This window comes from Streptomyces sp. NPDC056361 (assembly GCF_042262805.1).
In the GTDB taxonomy this organism is placed as follows: domain Bacteria; phylum Actinomycetota; class Actinomycetes; order Streptomycetales; family Streptomycetaceae; genus Streptomyces.
This window is the reverse complement of record NZ_JBHJQI010000002.1, coordinates 77,875-94,777: the sequence shown is the minus strand read 5'-3', so window position 1 is coordinate 94,777 and position 16,903 is coordinate 77,875. Positions and strand designations below refer to the sequence as shown.

The 16,903-nt window shown below is 73.6% G+C and carries 17 protein-coding genes; 11 read left to right on the top strand and 6 right to left on the bottom strand.

The annotated features are described in order from the left end of the window. Positions 1-24 precede the first annotated feature (24 nt). Positions 25-546: an SMI1/KNR4 family protein gene (locus ACFCY7_RS01290; protein ID WP_376480367.1), complete on the bottom strand. Its 522-nt coding sequence runs from the start codon at positions 544-546 to the stop codon at positions 25-27. A 165-nt stretch (positions 547-711) separates the two neighbouring features. Here ACFCY7_RS01290 and ACFCY7_RS01285 point away from each other — a divergent pair, with 165 nt between their 5' ends. Continuing rightward, positions 712-2,304 (top strand): NCS1 family nucleobase:cation symporter-1, encoded by a 1,593-nt coding sequence (locus ACFCY7_RS01285; protein ID WP_376480366.1) that lies wholly within the window; start codon positions 712-714, stop codon positions 2,302-2,304. Here ACFCY7_RS01285 and ACFCY7_RS01280 read toward each other — a convergent pair. Beyond that, positions 2,258-2,941, bottom strand: a complete 684-nt coding sequence (locus ACFCY7_RS01280; protein WP_376480365.1) for a serine protease — start codon at positions 2,939-2,941, stop codon at positions 2,258-2,260. The two genes, ACFCY7_RS01285 and ACFCY7_RS01280, sit on opposite strands and share 47 nt — an antisense overlap. Positions 2,942-3,246: 305 nt before the next feature. On the opposite strand from ACFCY7_RS01280, the gene ACFCY7_RS01275 reads away from it, so the two are divergent. The 7 genes from ACFCY7_RS01275 (at position 3,247) to ACFCY7_RS01245 (ending at position 9,687) form a co-directional block, all read left to right on the top strand. After that, positions 3,247-3,657 (top strand): VOC family protein, encoded by a 411-nt coding sequence (locus tag ACFCY7_RS01275; protein WP_376480364.1) that lies wholly within the window; start codon positions 3,247-3,249, stop codon positions 3,655-3,657. 109 nt (positions 3,658-3,766) lie between these two features. Beyond that, positions 3,767-4,603: an inositol monophosphatase family protein gene (locus ACFCY7_RS01270; protein WP_376480363.1), complete on the top strand. Its 837-nt coding sequence runs from the start codon at positions 3,767-3,769 to the stop codon at positions 4,601-4,603. An 82-nt stretch (positions 4,604-4,685) separates the two neighbouring features. Next, complete coding sequence (locus tag ACFCY7_RS01265; protein ID WP_376480406.1) at positions 4,686-6,089, top strand: phytoene desaturase family protein; 1,404 nt, start codon at positions 4,686-4,688, stop codon at positions 6,087-6,089. A 9-nt stretch (positions 6,090-6,098) separates the two neighbouring features. Then, positions 6,099-6,719: an L-threonylcarbamoyladenylate synthase gene (locus tag ACFCY7_RS01260; RefSeq protein ID WP_376480362.1), complete on the top strand. Its 621-nt coding sequence runs from the start codon at positions 6,099-6,101 to the stop codon at positions 6,717-6,719. 110 nt (positions 6,720-6,829) lie between these two features. Further along, entirely contained in the window at positions 6,830-7,594 is a 765-nt protein-coding gene (locus ACFCY7_RS01255) for a metallophosphoesterase (protein WP_376480361.1), read from the top strand. 95 nt (positions 7,595-7,689) lie between these two features. Next, positions 7,690-9,177 carry an AlkA N-terminal domain-containing protein gene (locus ACFCY7_RS01250; RefSeq protein WP_376480360.1) on the top strand — a complete coding sequence of 496 codons (1,488 nt, stop codon included), beginning with the start codon at positions 7,690-7,692 and terminating at the stop codon, positions 9,175-9,177. 6 nt (positions 9,178-9,183) lie between these two features. Beyond that, positions 9,184-9,687 (top strand): methylated-DNA--[protein]-cysteine S-methyltransferase, encoded by a 504-nt coding sequence (locus tag ACFCY7_RS01245; RefSeq protein ID WP_376480359.1) that lies wholly within the window; start codon positions 9,184-9,186, stop codon positions 9,685-9,687. Positions 9,688-9,693: 6 nt separating this feature from the next. On the opposite strand, the gene ACFCY7_RS01240 is transcribed toward ACFCY7_RS01245, so the two are convergent. Further along, positions 9,694-10,413: an NAD-dependent deacetylase gene (locus ACFCY7_RS01240; RefSeq protein ID WP_376480358.1), complete on the bottom strand. Its 720-nt coding sequence runs from the start codon at positions 10,411-10,413 to the stop codon at positions 9,694-9,696. A gap of 63 nt (positions 10,414-10,476) precedes the next feature. Here ACFCY7_RS01240 and ACFCY7_RS01235 point away from each other — a divergent pair, with 63 nt between their 5' ends. Further along, entirely contained in the window at positions 10,477-10,680 is a 204-nt protein-coding gene (locus ACFCY7_RS01235; RefSeq protein ID WP_366307196.1) for a type II toxin-antitoxin system VapB family antitoxin, read from the top strand. Between the two features lie 6 nt (positions 10,681-10,686). Beyond that, the gene (locus tag ACFCY7_RS01230; RefSeq protein WP_376480357.1) at positions 10,687-10,929 is read left to right on the top strand and encodes a hypothetical protein; all 243 of its coding nucleotides are present in this window, start codon (positions 10,687-10,689) and stop codon (positions 10,927-10,929) included. Here the strand turns inward: ACFCY7_RS01230 and ACFCY7_RS01225 are convergent. Together ACFCY7_RS01225 and ACFCY7_RS01220 are read right to left on the bottom strand one after the other, a co-directional pair. Further along, positions 10,880-11,947: an ADP-ribosylglycohydrolase family protein gene (locus tag ACFCY7_RS01225; RefSeq protein WP_376480356.1), complete on the bottom strand. Its 1,068-nt coding sequence runs from the start codon at positions 11,945-11,947 to the stop codon at positions 10,880-10,882. The two genes, ACFCY7_RS01230 and ACFCY7_RS01225, sit on opposite strands and share 50 nt — an antisense overlap. 1 nt (position 11,948) lies before the next feature. Next, a complete protein-coding gene (locus ACFCY7_RS01220; protein ID WP_376480355.1) occupies positions 11,949-13,631 on the bottom strand; it encodes a BCCT family transporter in 1,683 nt (560 codons plus the stop codon). Between the two features lie 112 nt (positions 13,632-13,743). On the opposite strand from ACFCY7_RS01220, the gene ACFCY7_RS01215 reads away from it, so the two are divergent. After that, a complete protein-coding gene (locus ACFCY7_RS01215) occupies positions 13,744-14,895 on the top strand; it encodes a glycerate kinase (protein ID WP_376480354.1) in 1,152 nt (383 codons plus the stop codon). 615 nt (positions 14,896-15,510) lie between these two features. Here the strand turns inward: ACFCY7_RS01215 and ACFCY7_RS01210 are convergent. Continuing rightward, on the bottom strand, positions 15,511-16,710 hold the full coding sequence (locus ACFCY7_RS01210) for a PucR family transcriptional regulator (RefSeq protein WP_376480353.1): 1,200 nt from the start codon (positions 16,708-16,710) through the stop codon (positions 15,511-15,513). Positions 16,711-16,903: the final 193 nt, after the last annotated feature.

The window sequence follows — 16,903 nt, the reverse complement described above, 5'->3', positions numbered from 1 at the left end:
GGGGCCCCGCCGGTCCCGTGGACGTCAGGGAAGGAACTCGTACGACGGACCGTCGGGGGCGCGGTCGCGCGCGCACAGGGTCACGTCCCTCCCCTTGAGGTACGCCAGCAGCCACTCGCCGAACGTCATCTCGTAGAGGGTCCACCCCGGGCTGTCCATCTCCTGCACCACGACGCGCCAGGGCGCCGACGGTTCGTCGGGGACGCGCAGGAAGATCGCCTCGCCCGTCGTGGCCGTCGCCACCGGCATGACCTCGCCGGGGTTCGCCCCCGCCGGTCCCGGCAGGAACTCGGCCATGTCCTCCTCGCGCCAGAACGCGAGGTCCTTCCTGGCCATCGTCCCCAGGTCGTGCAGGAGATGGGGGGCGGGATGCAGCAGGTACAACTGCCCATTGATCACGATCGACCCGTAGGCATCGACGATCTCGCGGAAATCCGCCGGGAACTCGATGCCGAATTCCCGCTCCACCGCGATCCACGGCGCCGGATCGGACCAGTTGAACCTGGATTCGCCCAGCAGGGCTTGAACATCCGAGAGCGCTGCCATCGTTCCGACCCTTCTGGCGCGTCGCGCCGGTACTCGTCCGGAGATCGTAACGGCCGGTGGAGCAGCCCGTCTTGACGGCCCCGACGCCCGGGGCGACACTCCGCACATCCAAGAACCCCACGCCCGCACGGCCTCGTTCCGTCCCCCGAACGAAGGGTTCGGCCCATGACCGCTACCGATTCCTCCGGAAGACCCGGAGGCCCGGGAGACCCCGGAATTCCCGCCGGAACATTCGGCGCGTACGACGTCCACGACGGCCGCGCCGAGCTCGCGCCCGGCACCGCCCCCGACGACCCCCGCTTCGTCAACGACGACCTGCTCCCGGTCCCCGTCGCGGAGCGCCGGTGGACCACCTACAACTTCGCCGCCCTCTGGGTCGGCATGGCCCACAACATCCCGTCCTGGATGCTCGCCTCCGGCCTCGTCGCCCTCGGCATGGACTGGAAGCAGGCCGTCCTCACCATCGCCCTCGCCAACGTCGTCGTCCTGCTCCCGATGCTGCTCACCGGGCACGCCGGACCCAAGTACGGCATCCCGTTCCCGGTCCTCGCCCGCGCGTCCTTCGGGCTGCGCGGAGCCAACCTGCCCGCGCTCATCCGCGCCGGCGTCGCCTGCGCCTGGTTCGGCATCCAGACCTGGATCGGCGGCCAGGGCGTCTTCGTCCTGTTCGACAAGGTCCTCGGAGTGCTCTTCGACGTCAGCTGGGCGGACGCGTCGCGGATCGGCGGCCAGCCCTGGACCCTCTGGCTCTGCTTCGTCCTCTTCTGGGCGCTCGAACTCGCCATCATCTACCGGGGGATGGAGGCGCTGCGCCGCTTCGAGAACTGGGCCGCGCCGTTCGTCATCGTCGGCGCGCTCGCCCTCCTCGGATGGATCACGGCCAAGGCGGGCGGCCTCGGACCGCTCCTCGACCAGCCGTCCGCGCTCGGTTGGGGCGCCGACTTCTGGCCCGTCTTCTTCCCCGCCCTCATGGGCATGATCGCCTTCTGGGCGACCCTCAGCCTCAACATCCCGGACTTCACCCGCTTCGGCGCCGGCCAGCGGTCCCAAGTCCTGGGCCAGAGCCTCGGGTTGCCGACCACGATGACGCTCTTCGCGCTGCTCTCGGTGCTCGTCACCTCCGGCTCGCAGGCCGTGTACGGGGCGCCCGTCTGGGACCCGGTGGCCCTCGCCGCCCGCACCGACAACGTCTTCGGACTCCTCTTCGCCCTGGTGACCGTCCTCGTCGCCACCCTGTCGGTGAACATCGCGGCGAACGTCGTCTCCCCGGCGTACGACCTCGCCAACCTGGCGCCGAAACTGGTGAACTTCCGCACGGGCGCGCTGATCACCGGCGTCGTGGGCATCGTCATCATGCCGTGGAAGCTCACCGTCACCCCCGAGCTGTACATCTTCACCTGGCTCGGTCTGGTCGGCGGGCTCCTCGGCACGGTCGCCGGCATCCTCATCGCCGACTACTGGCTGGTCCGCCGCACGGTCCTCGACCTCGCTGGGCTCTACCGCCCCGACGGCCCCTACTGGTACCGGGGCGGCTGGAACCCGGCGGCCGTCCTCGCCTTCGCGGTCGGCGGCGTCCTCGCCGTCGGCGGCTCCCACTCGGCCCCCGGCGCCGGCCCCTTCCCCGAGGACGGCCTCATCCCCTTCCTCAAGCCCCTCGCCGACTACGGCTGGGCCGTCGGCCTCGCCGCCTCCCTGCTCCTCTACACCGTCCTCATGAGGCGCGGGGGAGCCTCCCGGTCGTCCGCTCGATCCAGCTGAGGTACGACCAGACCCGGGTGTTCACCGCCGGGGTCTCGGTCGCGCACCCCTTCCCGTACGACACGAGGCCGATCAGGTACGGCTTCCGCGCGACCGCGTGCACCAGCGGTCCGCCGGAGTCGTACTGGCACGTGTCCCGCCCGGGGGAGTACGTGCACAGCTGCGACGGGGTCACCTGCGACATCCCCCTCGTCCCGCACACCGGGTTGCTCATCGTGTCCAGGGTCACCGTCCGCAGCACCGCCGACGTCCGTCCGCCGAACGACGTGGCCCCCCAGCCGGGGGCCTCCACCCGCGTGTGGTCGAACGCCCCCCGCGCGAACGAGTACGGGAGCGCGATCGGCCGCACGTCCCGGCCGACCGCGACCGGCTCGGCCAGCCGCACCAGCGCGATGTCGTTCCGCTGGCTCTCCGGGTCGTAGTCCGGGTGCACCACCATCCGCGCGGCCGCCGCCACCACCGCGTTCGGGCTGTCCTCCCGCGACGTCAGGTCGTGCTCGCCGAGCAGCACCCCCACCCGGTCCGTGCTGCTGTACGACCCCGTCACACAGTGCGCCGCGGTGACCACCCACCGCTCCCCGATCAGCGCCCCGCCGCACATCACCCGCCGCTCCTCCAGGTCCACGAGACCCGCCATGAACGGATACTGGTGCGGCCTCGCCTCCTCCCCTCCCACGATCCCCGCCGCAGGCCCGGTGCCCAGTGCCCCCAGCACCGCGACCGCCCCCGCCGCCACGCCCGTCACCTTCCGCACCCATCCCATGAACTCTCCGACCCGTCGACGACGTCTTCCCGGACCCCGGCACTGCGGAGACGTTTCCTCTCTCCGTCCCGCATCCGCCCCGGCCCGTCGGCTCGTCAACGATCACGGCGGACACTGGTCACGGACGGTTGACGCCCGACCCGTGCCGGGACGGGCCCGGAAGAGAGAGCTGGTCATCCATGAGCGAGCGTGCGCTGCCCTACGGGACGACGGAGGCGACGTCGGCGTTCGGGCTGGGGCTGCACCACGTGCAGCTGTCGCTGCCGCCGGGCGAGGAGGAGGTGTGCCGCCGGTTCTACGTGGACGTGCTGGGGATGACGGAGATCCGGAAGCCCCCGGTCCTGGCGGCGCGCGGGGGGCTGTGGGTGCGGGCGGACGCCCTGGAGATCCATCTGGGGGTGGAGGAGGACTTCCGGCCGGCCCGCAAGGGGCATCCGGGCATCCTGGTGGCGGACCTCGACGGGCTCGCGGAGCGGCTGGCCGGCAAGGGGGTCGAGGTGACCTTGGACGGGAACTTCCCGGGCCACCGGCGGTTCTACGCGGCCGACTGCCACGGGAACCGGCTGGAGTTCCTGTGCCCCGAGAGCTGAGCCGGCCGCTGCCCGGGCGCCCCACCCGGCCGCGAGGCGCCCTGCGGGGAAACGGAGGGTGGCGGGCGCGACGTTCCGGATGTCAGGGGCGCGTGCTTAGCTGGAGGGCATGATCGGAGACTTCCTGGAGCACGTCCTCGACGGTGGTACGGGCGAGGTGGAGGAGGCGGTGCGCAAGGCGGCCGCCGCCGAGATCATGCCGCGGTTCCGGCAGCTCGGCGCGGACGAGATCATCGAGAAGAACGGGCCGCACGACCTGGTCACGGTGGCCGACCGGGCCGCCGAGGCGCACCTCACCGCCTCCCTGACCGCGCTGCTGCCGGGCTCCGTCGTGGTGGGCGAGGAGGCCGTGCACGCCGACCCGACCGTCTACGAGGCGCTGCGCGGCGACGCCCCCGTGTGGATCGTGGACCCCGTCGACGGGACCCGCCAGTTCGTCAACGGCGACCCCGCGTTCTGCACGCTCGTCGCCCTCGCACGGCACGGCGAGGTCCTGGCGTCGTGGACCTTCGCCCCGGCCCTGGAGGAGATGGCCGTCGCGGTGCGCGGCCGCGGAGCCACCCTCGACGGGCGGCCGCTGCGCTCCGGGTCACCCCTGCCCGGCGCGGTCGTCGAGGTCGCCACCTCGCACCCGGACTACAGCACGCCCGAGCAGAAGCGCGCGCTGCTCGCCCTGGACACGGAGGGCGTGCGCCGCCGCCCGTGCGGCTCCGCCGGGCTCGAATACCTCGCGGTGGCGCGGGGCGATCTCGACGCCACCGCGTTCGGATGGGAGTACGCGTGGGACCACGCGGCCGGACTGCTCCTGGTCGCCGAGGCGGGCGGCACGGACACGACGATCGCGGGGGAGCGGTTCCGCATCGCCGGCGGCAACGCGCTGCCGTTCACCGCCGCCAGGGACGCGGCGACGGCGGAGCGGATCCGGAGACTCCTCGGGGGGCGGTGAGCCCGGCCGGGCCACCGGCCTATCCTGGGGGGCCTTGGCCATCGGCTGACGAAGGAGTTCGAAGGTGACGAACGAGACGTCGATGCTCGATGCGGTCGTCGTGGGGGCGGGGCCCAACGGACTCACCGCGGCCGTCGAGTTGGCCCGGCGGGGCTTCTCGGTGGCCGTCTTCGAAGCCGAGCCGACCGTCGGCGGCGGAGCCAGGACCGAGGAGCTCACGCTCCCCGGGTTCCGGCACGACCCCTGCTCCGCCGTGCACCCCCTGGGCGCCGGCTCGCCCGTCTTCGGGACGATGCCGCTGGACCGGTACGGCCTGGAGTGGCTCCACCCCGAACTGCCCATGGCCCACCCCTGGGACGACGGCACCGCCGCCGTCCTCGCCCGCTCCGTCGCCGAGACCGCCGCCTCCTTCGGGCCGCGCGACGCCGGCGCCTACCGCAGGCTCGTCGCCCCGTTCCTCGGCAAGTGGGACACCCTGGCCCGGGACTTCATGCAGCTGCCGCTCACCGCACTGCCCCGCGACCCCGTCACCCTCGCCCGCTTCGGCCTCGCCGGGCTGCCGCCCTCCACCTGGCTGATGCGACGGTTCCAGGACGAGAAGGCCCGCGCCCTGTTCGCCGGGCTGGTGGGCCATGTCATCGCCCCGCTCGGCGGCCTCGCCACCGGCGCCGTCGGCCTGGTCTTCGCGCTCGCCGCGCACGCGGGCGGCTGGCCCATGCCCCGGGGCGGCTCGCAGTCGATCTCGGACGCCCTCGCCGCGTACCTCAAGGACCTCGGCGGCGCCGTCCACACCGACTTCGAGGTCAAGCGCCTCGACGACCTGCCGCCGGCCCGCGCCTACGTCTTCGACACCTCCCCGACCGCCCTCGCCCGGATCGCCGGCTTCGGCGGACACTACGACCACTACCGCTACGGCGCGAGCGTCTTCAAGATCGACTACGCCCTGGACGGCCCGGTGCCGTGGACCGCGGAGGAAGCCCGGCGCGCGGGCACCGTCCAGATCGGCCCCACCGCGGGCGAGATCGACACCGCCCTGCGCGCGGCGTCCTCCGGCACCGCACCCGACGCCCCCTTCCTCATCACCGCGCAGCCCAGCCTCGTCGACCCGTCCCGCGCCCCCGAGGGCAAGCACGTCTTCTGGGCGTACGGCCACGTGCCCCACGGCTGGCGCGGCGACCTCACCGAGGCGATCGAGCGTCAGATCGAGCGCTTCGCCCCCGGCTTCCGCGACCGCGTCCTGGCCCGCGCCACCGCCGGACCGCCCGAACTCGCCGCCCGCAACGCCAACTACGTCGGCGGCGACATCGCCTGCGGCGCCGCCCGCGGCCTCCAACTCCTGCTGCGCCCCACCCTCTCCGCGCGCCCCTACAACACCCCGCACCCGGCGGTGTTCCTCTGCTCCTCCGCCACCCCGCCCGGCCCCGGCGTGCACGGCATGTCCGGCCACAACGCGGCGAAGGCCGTCTGGCGACGGCTGCGAAAATAGACTGCCCCCATGGCCAAGTACTTCGACGTCCACCCCGACAACCCCCAGCACCGCACGATCGCCGCGGTCGCCGACAGCATCCGGAACGGCGCGCTCGTCGCCTACCCGACCGACTCCTGCTACGCGCTCGGCAGCCGGCTCGGCAGCCGGGACGGCATCAGCCGCATCCGGGCGATCCGCGACCTCGACGACCGGCACCACTTCACGCTGATGTGCCAGAACTTCGCCCAGCTGGGCCAGCTCGTGCAGATCGACAACGACGTGTTCCGCGCGGTCAAGGCGGCGACCCCCGGGGCGTACACCTTCATCCTGCCCGCCACCAAGGAGGTGCCGCGCCAGCTGCTGCACCCCAAGAAGAAGACGGTCGGCGTCCGCATCCCCGACCACGTCGTCACCCAGGCGCTCCTCGCCGAACTCGGCGAGCCGCTCCTCTCCAGCACCCTGCTCCTGCCCGACGAGGCCGAACCGCTCACCCAGGGCTGGGAGATCAAGGAACGCCTCGACCACCAGGTCGACGCGGTGCTCGACTCCGGCGAATGCGGGACCGAACCGACCACCGTCGTCGACTTCTCCGGCGGCGAGCCCGAGATCCTGCGCCGCGGAGCCGGGGACACCACGCGGTTCGAGTAGGAACCGGCGGGAACGGGCCACCGCCCGCACGGCGGCCCTTACGAACGGACCGTGATCACCGTACGGTCGGGTCGGCATCCGCTCACCGGACCGACGGAGGACAGAGTCACGTGATCGTCATCGCCCATGTCAGCGACATCCATGTCGACGCGGAGCCGCGCAGTGCCGACCGCACCCGCGCGGTCATGCGGTACCTGGAGGAACTCCCGTACGACCTCGCCGCCGTGCTCGTCACCGGAGACATCGCCGACCTCGGGAACCCGGAAGGGTACGCGATCGCGCGGGAGCTGCTCGTCTCCCGGCACCCGCTCCTCGTCTGCCCCGGCAACCACGACGTCCGCGAGGCCTTCCGGAAGAGCCTCCTCCCGGAGGGCGCCGGCGTACGCCCCGACGCACCCGTCAACCAGGTGCTGCGGGGCGAGGGCTTCGCCGTCGCCCTCTGCGACTCGTCCGTCCCCGACGAGGACGAGGGGTACCTGGAGGACGAGACGCTGGAATGGCTGGACGGCGTCCTCACCGACACCCCGCACGAGGTGCCCGTGCTCGTCGGCTTCCACCACCCGCCCGTGCCGCTGCACACCCCGTACGTGGACGGCATCCGCCAGTTCGGCGAGGAGCGGCTCGCCGCACTCGCCGACCGCCACCCCCACCTCACCGCCTTCCTCGCGGGCCACGCCCACACGGCCGCCGCCGCCACCTTCGCCGGCCGCCCGCTGCTGGTCGCGCCGGGCGTCGTCTCCGCCCTCCGGCTGCCCTGGGAGAACCCGAGCCCGGAGGACGAGCACGTCCACCTCACGCTGCCGCCCGGCCTCGCCTTCCACGTCCTGGGCGACGACGGCAGGCTGACCACCCACTACCGGACCGTCACCGTCTGACGCCCCGACCGCAGTGCCGGCCCCGGGGAACGGGGCCGGACGGCCATGTCGTTTTCTCGCCAGCCCGCGCGTCGCCCGTCCCCGATCCTGGAACCATGCACACCGACACCGAGCGCTGCGTGCGGGCCGTCCAGTCGAAGGACGCCCGCTTCGACGGCGTGTTCTTCACCGCCGTCCGCACCACCCGGATCTACTGCCGGCCCAGCTGCCCGGGCGTCCCGCCCAAGCCCGAGAACATGGAGTTCCACCCCAGCGCCGCCTCCTGCCAGCGCGCCGGCTTCCGGGCCTGCAAGCGGTGCCGGCCCGACACCAGTCCCGGCTCGCCCCACTGGAACGTCCGGGCCGACGCCGTCGCCCGCGCCATGCGGCTCATCCAGGACGGCGTCGTCGACCGGGAAGGAGTCCCCGGGCTCGCCCGGCGCCTCGGCTGGTCCACCCGCCAGATCGAGCGCCAGCTCCTCGCCGAACTCGGCGCGGGCCCCCTCGCCCTGGCCCGCGCCCAGCGCGCCCAGACCGCCCGGGTGCTCATCGAGACCACCCCGATGCCGCTGGGAGAAGTCGCCTTCGCGGCCGGCTTCTCCTCGATCCGCACCTTCAACGACACCGTCCGCCAGGTCTTCGCCCTCACCCCCGGCGAACTCCGCGCCCGCGCCACCCGCCGCTCACCGGCCGGGCCGCCCCCCACCCCCGGGACGATCAGCCTCAGACTGCCGTTCCGCGCCCCGCTGGAGCCCTCCAACCTCTTCGGCCACCTCGCCGCCACCGCCGTCCCCGGCGTCGAGGAATGGCGCGGCGGCGCCTACCGCCGCACGCTGGTCCTCCCGTACGGACACGGCATCGTCGCCCTCGCCCCGCGCGCCGACCACATCGCCTGCCGGCTCTCCCTGACCGACCCGCGCGACCTCGCCCACGCGATCAGCCGCTGCCGCCGGCTCCTCGACCTCGACGCCGACCCCGTCGCCGTCGACGAACGGCTGCGCACCGACCCGCTGCTCGCGCCCCTCGTCGACAAGGCGCCCGGCCGCCGGGTCCCCGGCAGCGTCGACCCCGCCGAGTTCGCCGTCCGGGCCGTCCTCGGCCAGCAGGTCTCCACCGCCGCCGCCCGCACCCACGCCGCCCGGCTCGTCACCGCGCACGGCGTCCCCGTCGACGACCCCGAAGGCGGCCTCACCCACCTGTTCCCGAGCCCCGAGGCGCTCGCCGCCCTCGACCCCGACAGCCTCGCCCTGCCGCGCAGCCGCCGCACCACCCTCCTCACCCTGGTCGGGGCCCTCGCCGACGGCTCGCTCACCCTCGGCCCCGCCGACGACCGCGAGGAGGCCCGCGCCCGGCTGCTCGCCCTGCCCGGCTTCGGCCCCTGGACCACCGAGATCATCGCCATGCGGGCCCTCGGCGACCCCGACGCCTTCCTCCCCGGCGACCTCGGCGTCCGCCGCGCCGCCGAGGGACTCGGCCTGCCCGGCACCCCGGCCGCCCTCACCGCCCGCGCCGCGCACTGGCGCCCCTGGCGCGCCTACGCCGTGCAGTACCTCTGGGCGACCGACGACCACCCGATCAACCACCTGCCCAACGAAGGACACTGAACCGCCATGGCCCCCTCCGTCCGGCACACCGTCGTCGACAGCCCCTACGACCCGCTGACGCTCGTCGCCGTCGACGGCGTCCTCAGCCGCGTCCACATGACCGGCCAGCGCCACCGCCCGCCCGAGGAGACCTTCGGTGAACCCGACCCGCGCCCCTTCACCGAGGCGGTCCGCCAGCTCGACGCCTACTTCGCCGGCGAACTCACCGCGTTCGAACTGCCGTTGAACCTCATCGGCACCCCTTTCCAGCTGCGGGTCTGGGAGCAGCTGCTCCGCATCCCGTACGGCGAGACCCGCACGTACGGCGAACTCGCCGAGGAACTCGGCAACCCCGGCTCCTCCCGCGCCGTGGGCCTCGCCAACGGCAAGAACCCCGTCAGCATCATCGTCCCCTGCCACCGCGTGATCGGCGCGGGAGGCAGCCTCACCGGCTACGGCGGCGGCCTCGACCGCAAGCAGCGCCTCCTCGCCTTCGAGTCGGGCACGGCCGAGCCCGACGTCCTCTTCTAGGAGCGGCTACCGCAGCCGGTCGAGCAGCGCGGGCAGCGCCGTGCCGATCGGCTCGCGGACGACTTCGTCGGCGACGGGGTCGTACGGGGTGGGCTCGGCGTTCACGACGATCAGCCGGGCGCCGTGCTCGGCCGCGATCCCCGCGAGGGACGCGGCGGGCTGGACCTGGAGGCTGCTGCCGACCGCGACGAACACCTGGGCGGCCTTGGCGATCGACATCGCCTGGCCGAGGACCTCCGGATCGAGCTTCTGCCCGAACATCACCGTCGCCGACTTCAGGATCCCGCCGCACGCCCGGCACGGCGGGTCGGCCTCACCGGCCCGCACCCGGTCGAGCGCCTCCGCCATCGACGAACGGGCGTGGCACCCCGTGCACACCACCGACCGCGCCGAGCCGTGGAGTTCGAGCACCTTCCGCTCGGACACCCCGGCGGCCTGGTGCAGTCCGTCCACGTTCTGCGTGATCACCCGCAGCGCGTTGCCGCTCGTCCGCTCGTACGCCGCGATGGCGAGGTGCGCCACGTTCGGCTCGGCCCTCAGGACCGGGCCGTCGAGCCGCATGCGCCACGAGCGGCGGCGGATCTCGGGGTCGGCCATGTACGGCCCGTAGGTGACGAGCCGCTCGGCCTCGGGGTCCCGCCGCCAGACACCGTTCGGCCCCCGGTAGTCGGGGATGCCCGAGTCCGTCGAGATACCGGCTCCGCTGAGAATCGCGACCATCGTCATACGACGACCCTAGGCACGGGAATCCGCCCCCGCGAACGGGTTTCCGGGTGTTAGGTTCCCGCCATGGCCAAGGTGAACATCGCGCTCGATGCCGAACTCGTCGTGGAAGTCATGGTCCTGGCCGGCATCGGCAACCCCCAGGACGCCGTCGAAGCCGTCGTGCGCGACTACATCGCCCGCGGCCACCGCACCGAGGCCAGGGCCGTCAGCCGCGACGAGCCCCACCGCACCGGCGAGATCGTCCCGCCCGAGCCCCAGCAGGGCTGACCACCGGTGCCGGAGGCGTCCGACCGGCGCACCCGCCTGGTGATCGGCGGGTGCTTCTGGATCCTCATCGGGGCCCTGGTCCTGATCGTCGGCGCCCTGCTGCTCTTCTCCGCGGCCGTGTCGTCCATGGTCCGCCCCGTGGATCCGAAGCCGACCGCCACCGAACCGGCCGCCGCCGTACCGACCGCCGCCCCGTCCGTCACGCGGGAGGCGCGGCCAACCGCAGGGTCCGCCGGGCCAGTTCGCTGATCCGGACGCCGTCGAAGCCGAACACCGCGCTGCGCACCCGGTCCCGCAGCGGCTCCGACCACTGCGGCGGGATCGCCGCGGCCCCGCACATCACCCCCGCCACCGAACCGGCCGTGGCCCCGTTGGAGTCCGTGTCGAGGCCGCCGCGCACGGTGAGGGCGATGGTGCGGGTGAAGTCCCCTTCCCCGTACAGGAGTCCGGCGGTCAGCACGCCCGCGTTCGGGACGGTGTGGATCCAGCCGAGGCCCGCCGTGCGCTCGGCGAGCTCGTCGAGTGTGGCGGACCAGCCGAGCCCCGACTCGTGGAGGGCGATCGTCCCCCGGACCGTACGGGCGAGCCGGCTGCTCGCCGGCACCTGGGCCAGTCCCGCCTCCAGGGCGGACCGGACATCCGGCGCAGTGAAGGCCGCCGCGATCACGGCCGCCGCCCACATCGCCCCGTACACCCCGTTCCCGGTGTGCGACAGCACCGCGTCCCGGCGGGCGAGCGAGGCCGCCCGGCGAGGGTCGCCCGGGCACGTCCAGCCGTAGACGTCGGCCCGGATCAGCGCGCCGATCCACTCCTGGTGGGGATTGTCGTACGTGGCCGACAGCGGCGGCCGCAGCCCGTTCACGAGGTTCCGGTACGCGGCCCGCTCGGCCGTGAACGTCTGGAGGTACGGAAGCCGCAGCAGCCACTCCTCGCCGAGCTGCTCGGTCGTGAAGGCGAAGCCGCGGGTCTCCAGGACGTGCAGCCCGAGGATCGACCAGTCGACGTCGTCGTCCCGGCAGCTCCCGTCGACCCCGCCGCGCACGCACACCGGCCACTCGGGCCGCAGCTCGAACCCGGTCGCCCCCGGCGGCGGAGGCGGCAGGTAGTCCGTCAGCGGCAGCGCGTCCGTCAGCCGCAGGTACGCGTCGATGTGCTCACGCGTCCAGTGGTCACCGCGCTCCACCGGCTTGCCGAGCATGTTCCCGGCGATCCGGCCCGTCCAACCGCCCAGGATCCGGTCCGCGAGCCCCTCGTGCGCGCCGGCCACCTCAGGCCCCGCCCTCGGGACGCTCCGCGTCGGTCCCGGCCCGCGCGGCCCGGCCCGGCCGGTCCTGACGGTCGCCGGCCCGCTCCGTCATCGCCTCGCCGACCAGGGCCCGCACCGCGTCCCGCAGCCCGTGCAGGGCCTGGTGCCGGGCCGGACCCGCCCCCGGGTCCTCGCGCAGCTCCTTCAGGAGGGCGAAGCACAGCACCAGCATCACCACCACGAACGGCAGCGCCACCAGGATCGTCGCCGTCTGCAGCGAGCCCAGACCGCCCACCACGAGCAGCACCGCCGCCACCGCCGCCATCAGGACACCCCAGGTCACCACCAGCCACGTCGGGGGATTCAGCGCGCCGCGGCTCGTCAGCGAGCCCATCACCAGCGAGGCGGAGTCGGCGCTGGTGATGAAGTACGTCATCACCAGCAGCATCGCGACGAACGAGGTGACCGTGCCGATCGGCAGTGCCTCCAGCATCGCGAACAGCGAGGCCTCCACCCCGTCCTGCACCGCCGTCGCCAGGTCGGCCGCGCCCGTCGACTGCAGCCGGATCGCCGTACCGCCCATCACGCAGAACCACACCACCGTCGCCCCCGACGGCACGAGCAGCACCCCCATCAGGAACTCCCTGATCGTCCGGCCGCGCGAGATCCGGGCGATGAAGGTGCCGACGAACGGCGCCCACGACAGCCACCACGCCCAGTAGAAGATCGTCCACGTACCCAGCCAGGCACGGTCCGTGAACGCGCCCGTACGGCTCGCCATCGGCAGCAGCTGGTGGAGGTACCCGCCGACGGACGCCGGGATCGTGTCCAGGATGTACACGGTCGGGCCGAGCAGGAAGACGAAGACCATCAGACAGGCCGCGAGGACGATGTTCAGCGTGGACAGCCACTTCACGCCCTTGTGGAGCCCCGAGAACGCCGACAGGACGAAAGCCGCCGACAGCGCCACGATGATGATCAGCTGGGTCGCCGTCGAGTTCTCCACGTCCATCGTCAGGTTCAGCCCCTCGGCCACCTGCAGCGCACCGAGCCCCAGACTCGTCGCCGTACCGAACACCGTCGCGAACACCGCGAGCAGATCGATCGCCTTCCCCGGCCACCCGTCCGCCCGCCGAGCCCCCATCAGCGGCACGAACGCCGAGCTCAACCGGTTCCCGCGGCCCTTGCGGAAGCCCGCGTACGCCAGCGCGAGCCCCGCGATGCCGTAGATCGCCCACGGCGTCAGCGTCCAGTGGAAGAACGAGTACTCCAGCGCCGTACGGGCCGCCGCACCCGACTCCGGCGGGACACCGCTCGCCGGCGGCGGGCTCAGGAAATGCTGGAGCGGCTCCCCGACCCCGTAGAACATCAGACCGATGCCCATCCCGGCGCTGAACATCATCGCGATCCACGCCAGGTTCGTGAACTCCGGCTCCGAGTCGTCCGCACCCAGCCTGATCCGGCCGAACCGGCTCAGCGCGATCACCACGCACAGCACGAGGAACGTGTCCGCGGCGACCACGAAGAGCCAGGCGAAATTCGACAGGACCCACTTCAGCGCCGTGGACGACGCACTGTCGAACGAGTCCTCGCCCAGCGCGGCCCAGGCGACCGCCGCCACCACGGCCGCCACCCCGATCCCGATGACCTTGCCATCGGGCGCATGCCGCTCGCGCGGGGCCCGTTCGATCGGTTCCGTACCCATGCGACCCCACTATGGTGCGGAATATCGCCTCATCAGGGGGTGGCACGCCGTCTGGCGGTACGGATAAGGTCAGGCTCGGCGCGACTGCACGTTCGAAAGCAAGGGATGCAAGGTGACGGACGGAGCAGCAACTCAGGTCGCTCACGTGCTCGTGGCGGCTGACAAGTTCAAGGGTTCGCTCACGGCCGTGCAGGTCGCGGAGCGGGTCACCGCAGGACTCCGACGGGTCGTCCCCGACCTCACGGTGGAGACCCTGCCCGTCGCCGACGGCGGCGACGGCACCGTCGCCGCGGCCGTGGCAGCCGGATTCGAGCGCCGCGAAGTGCCCGTGACGGGACCGCTCGGCGAGCCCGTCGTCGCGGCCTATGCGCTGCGCGGCACCACCGCGGTCGTCGAGATGGCGGAGGCCTCCGGCCTCCAGCTCCTCCCCGCCGGGGTCTTCGCCCCGCTCACCGCCACGACCTACGGCTCCGGCGAGCTCCTCCGGGCCGCCCTCGACGCGGGCGCCACCACGATCGTCTTCGGCGTCGGCGGCAGCGCCACCACCGACGGCGGCGCCGGCATGCTCGCCGCGCTCGGCGCCCGCCTCCTCGACGCGGCCGGCGAGCCCGTCGGCCCCGGCGGCGCGCCGCTCGCCGACCTCGCCACCGCCGACCTCACCGGCCTCGACCCCCGCTTCGCGGACATCGACCTCATCCTCGCCAGCGACGTCGACAACCCGCTCACCGGACCCAAGGGCGCCCCCGCCGTCTACGGCCCCCAGAAGGGCGCCACCCCCGACGACGTCCGCACCCTCGACGCGGCCCTCGCCCACTTCGCCACCGTCCTCGAGAAGGCCGTCGGCCCCAAGGCCGCCGAAGCCGCCCTCGCCCCCGGAGCAGGCGGCGCCGGCGGCATCGGCTACGGCGCCCTCATCCTCGGCGCGAGCTTCCGCCCCGGCATCGAGCTCATGCTCGACGTCCTCGGCTTCGCCCCCGCCCTGGAGCGCGCCACCCTCGTCATCACCGGCGAAGGCTCCCTCGACGAGCAGACCCTCCACGGCAAGGCCCCCGCCGGCGTCGCCGCCGCCGCGCGCGCCGCCGGCAAGGAAGTCGTCGCCGTCTGCGGCCGCCTCGCCCTCCCCCCGGAGGCCCTCGGCGCCGCCGGCATCCGCCGCGCCTACCCCCTCACCGCCCTCGAGCCCGACACCGCCAAGTGCATCGCCAACGCGGGCCCCCTCCTCGAATCCACCGCCTCCACCATCGCCCACGACTTCCTCTCCTAACCCCCCGCTCCCACCGGATACCCCCACGCGCCACGCCCACCGCGGCCGCGGACAGCACCCACCGTCCGGGCCCGCGCCCCCGTCGCATGGGCCCGCACCCGCCGACCCTCGCCCCTGCGTCGACCCCGCCGCCCGCCGCCGTGTGGGCCCGTGCCCGTACGGGCGGCGTCCTGGACCCCTGCCTCGTGCGGGCTGCGCCCGCCGCCGGCCGTAGTCCCGTCGCCCACCTCCGTGTGGGCAATCGTCCCTCCCCCAGACTTCGTCCGGGGGTACCCCCAGGGCGGGACGGGTGGGCACACGGGACGGCGCCCTTGGCGGCGCGTCCGCCCCTTGTGCCTGCCCGCACCCCATGTGAGCCGCGCATCCGGTGCGGGTTCGGGCGCGGATGCCTAGGCCCGGCAGGGGGCGCCGTCCGTTGTGCCCACCCGTTCCGCCCCAGCGGAACGATTGCCCACAACGGGGTGGGCGCGGGTGTGGCGGGGTGGGCCTGCCCCGGCGGAACGATTGCCCACAACGAGGGGTGGCGGGAGCGGCGAGGGTGGGCCCGCCCCGGCGGAACGAATGCCCACGACGGGCGGGGGCGGGCCGCAACGGAGTGGGGCGGGCGCAGGGGGGCTAGGGCGGGGTGGTGAGGCGGAAGGCGTCGAGGGCGAGGGTCATTTCGGTGAGGTCGCGCGGCCGGGAGAGGGAGCGGGAGGTGAGCTGCTCCAGCCGGCGGAGGCGGTTGAAGACGGTGTTGCGGTGGCAGTAGAGGCGCCCGGCCGCCCGCCCGGCGGAGCCTTCGCAGTCGAGCCAGGTGTCGAGGGTCTCGAGGAGGACCGCACGGTCGGCGGGGTCGAGTTCGAGGAGCGCGCCGAGGACGTCGGAGACGAGGAGGTGGGCCATGTCGGGCTGGGAGACGACGAGGGCGGCCGACATCCGGCGGTCGAGGCGGACGATGGCGCGGCTGCCGGGCGGGCAGGTGCGGAGGGCGAGCTCGGCGAGCCGCCGGGCGCGGCCGAGTTCGGTGAGGCCGACGACGACGGGGCTGATGCCGCCGGGGCCGGGGCAGCGGCCGTCGAGGAGTTCGGAGAGCGCGTCGAGTCCGGTGTCGCCGGCGAGCGCCACGACGCCGAGTTCGCAGTCGGCCCCCATGCGCCAGAGGAAGCGGACGCCCTCGCCCTGGACCTGCCGGTGGAAGGGTTCGCGTTCCTCGCGGCGGTCGTAGCGGAGGACGACGACCGCGTACCGGCCCTGTTCGGGGAGGTCGAGGCCGGCCGCGGCGCGTGAGACGAGTTCGGGGGAGCGCTGGCCCTGGAGGAGGGCGTCGAGGAGGGCCTTGAGCTGTTCGTCGGTGCGGCGGCGGAGTTCGAGTTCGGCGGACCGGTAGGCCTCGGAGGCGGTGTCGGCCTGGGCGTCCACGGCGGACCACACCGTGGTGGCGGACTGCATGAGCGCGGCGAGCTGCCCCGTGTCGGTCCCCGCGCTTTCGATGAGCGCGTCCCACACCAGGTGTCCGGCGTGCCGGTAGGCGTGGACGACGAGTTCCAGGGGCATGCCCTGGGCGGCCCGCCGCCGGCCCATCTCGTCGGCGTGTTCGAGGTCGCGCCGGGGCGAGTCGCGGGGCGCCGAGATCATCTCGATCCCGATCCGCATGGCCTTCTGCGCCTCTTGCCAGTGCTGGTCGTACGGGAGGATCCGCCCGTAGGCGGGTTCGTACGCGTGGAGCTCCCGTAGATGCTCGTCCACCAGTTCCGGCACCCGTTCCAGAAGTGTCGCGCACGCCTGTGCGAGCACCTTCCAGTCGTCACCGGTCCGCCGTCTGCGCCGTCCCATGCCGGGAGGATCCACTGCCCCGGCCCCCCGGGCACAGCCCTGACGCGCAGCGTTGTGCGCATGCACAGCCCTTCGCCGCGCCCGCTGGTCACCGGCAGCGTTTCGGCCGCGGGGCGTGGACGGGCGGTCGGGGGCGGTGCTGGGGTGAGCGCCACTGAACGGCCGGTGAACAAGGGCGGCCGGGGAAAGGGGA

Excerpts from the sequence above, each read along its gene's own strand:
- ACFCY7_RS01290 (WP_376480367.1), bottom strand. The coding sequence starts at position 546 with ATGGCAGCGCTCTCGGATGTTCAAGCCCTGCTGGGCGAATCCAGGTTC.
- ACFCY7_RS01285 (WP_376480366.1), top strand. The coding sequence starts at position 712 with ATGACCGCTACCGATTCCTCCGGAAGACCCGGAGGCCCGGGAGACCCC.
- ACFCY7_RS01280 (WP_376480365.1), bottom strand. The coding sequence starts at position 2,941 with ATGGCGGGTCTCGTGGACCTGGAGGAGCGGCGGGTGATGTGCGGCGGG.
- ACFCY7_RS01275 (WP_376480364.1), top strand. The coding sequence starts at position 3,247 with ATGAGCGAGCGTGCGCTGCCCTACGGGACGACGGAGGCGACGTCGGCG.
- ACFCY7_RS01270 (WP_376480363.1), top strand. The coding sequence starts at position 3,767 with ATGATCGGAGACTTCCTGGAGCACGTCCTCGACGGTGGTACGGGCGAG.
- ACFCY7_RS01265 (WP_376480406.1), top strand. The coding sequence starts at position 4,686 with ATGCTCGATGCGGTCGTCGTGGGGGCGGGGCCCAACGGACTCACCGCG.
- ACFCY7_RS01260 (WP_376480362.1), top strand. The coding sequence starts at position 6,099 with ATGGCCAAGTACTTCGACGTCCACCCCGACAACCCCCAGCACCGCACG.
- ACFCY7_RS01250 (WP_376480360.1), top strand. The coding sequence starts at position 7,690 with ATGCACACCGACACCGAGCGCTGCGTGCGGGCCGTCCAGTCGAAGGAC.
- ACFCY7_RS01245 (WP_376480359.1), top strand. The coding sequence starts at position 9,184 with ATGGCCCCCTCCGTCCGGCACACCGTCGTCGACAGCCCCTACGACCCG.
- ACFCY7_RS01240 (WP_376480358.1), bottom strand. The coding sequence starts at position 10,413 with ATGACGATGGTCGCGATTCTCAGCGGAGCCGGTATCTCGACGGACTCG.
- ACFCY7_RS01235 (WP_366307196.1), top strand. The coding sequence starts at position 10,477 with ATGGCCAAGGTGAACATCGCGCTCGATGCCGAACTCGTCGTGGAAGTC.
- ACFCY7_RS01220 (WP_376480355.1), bottom strand. The coding sequence starts at position 13,631 with ATGGGTACGGAACCGATCGAACGGGCCCCGCGCGAGCGGCATGCGCCC.
- ACFCY7_RS01210 (WP_376480353.1), bottom strand. The coding sequence starts at position 16,710 with ATGGGACGGCGCAGACGGCGGACCGGTGACGACTGGAAGGTGCTCGCA.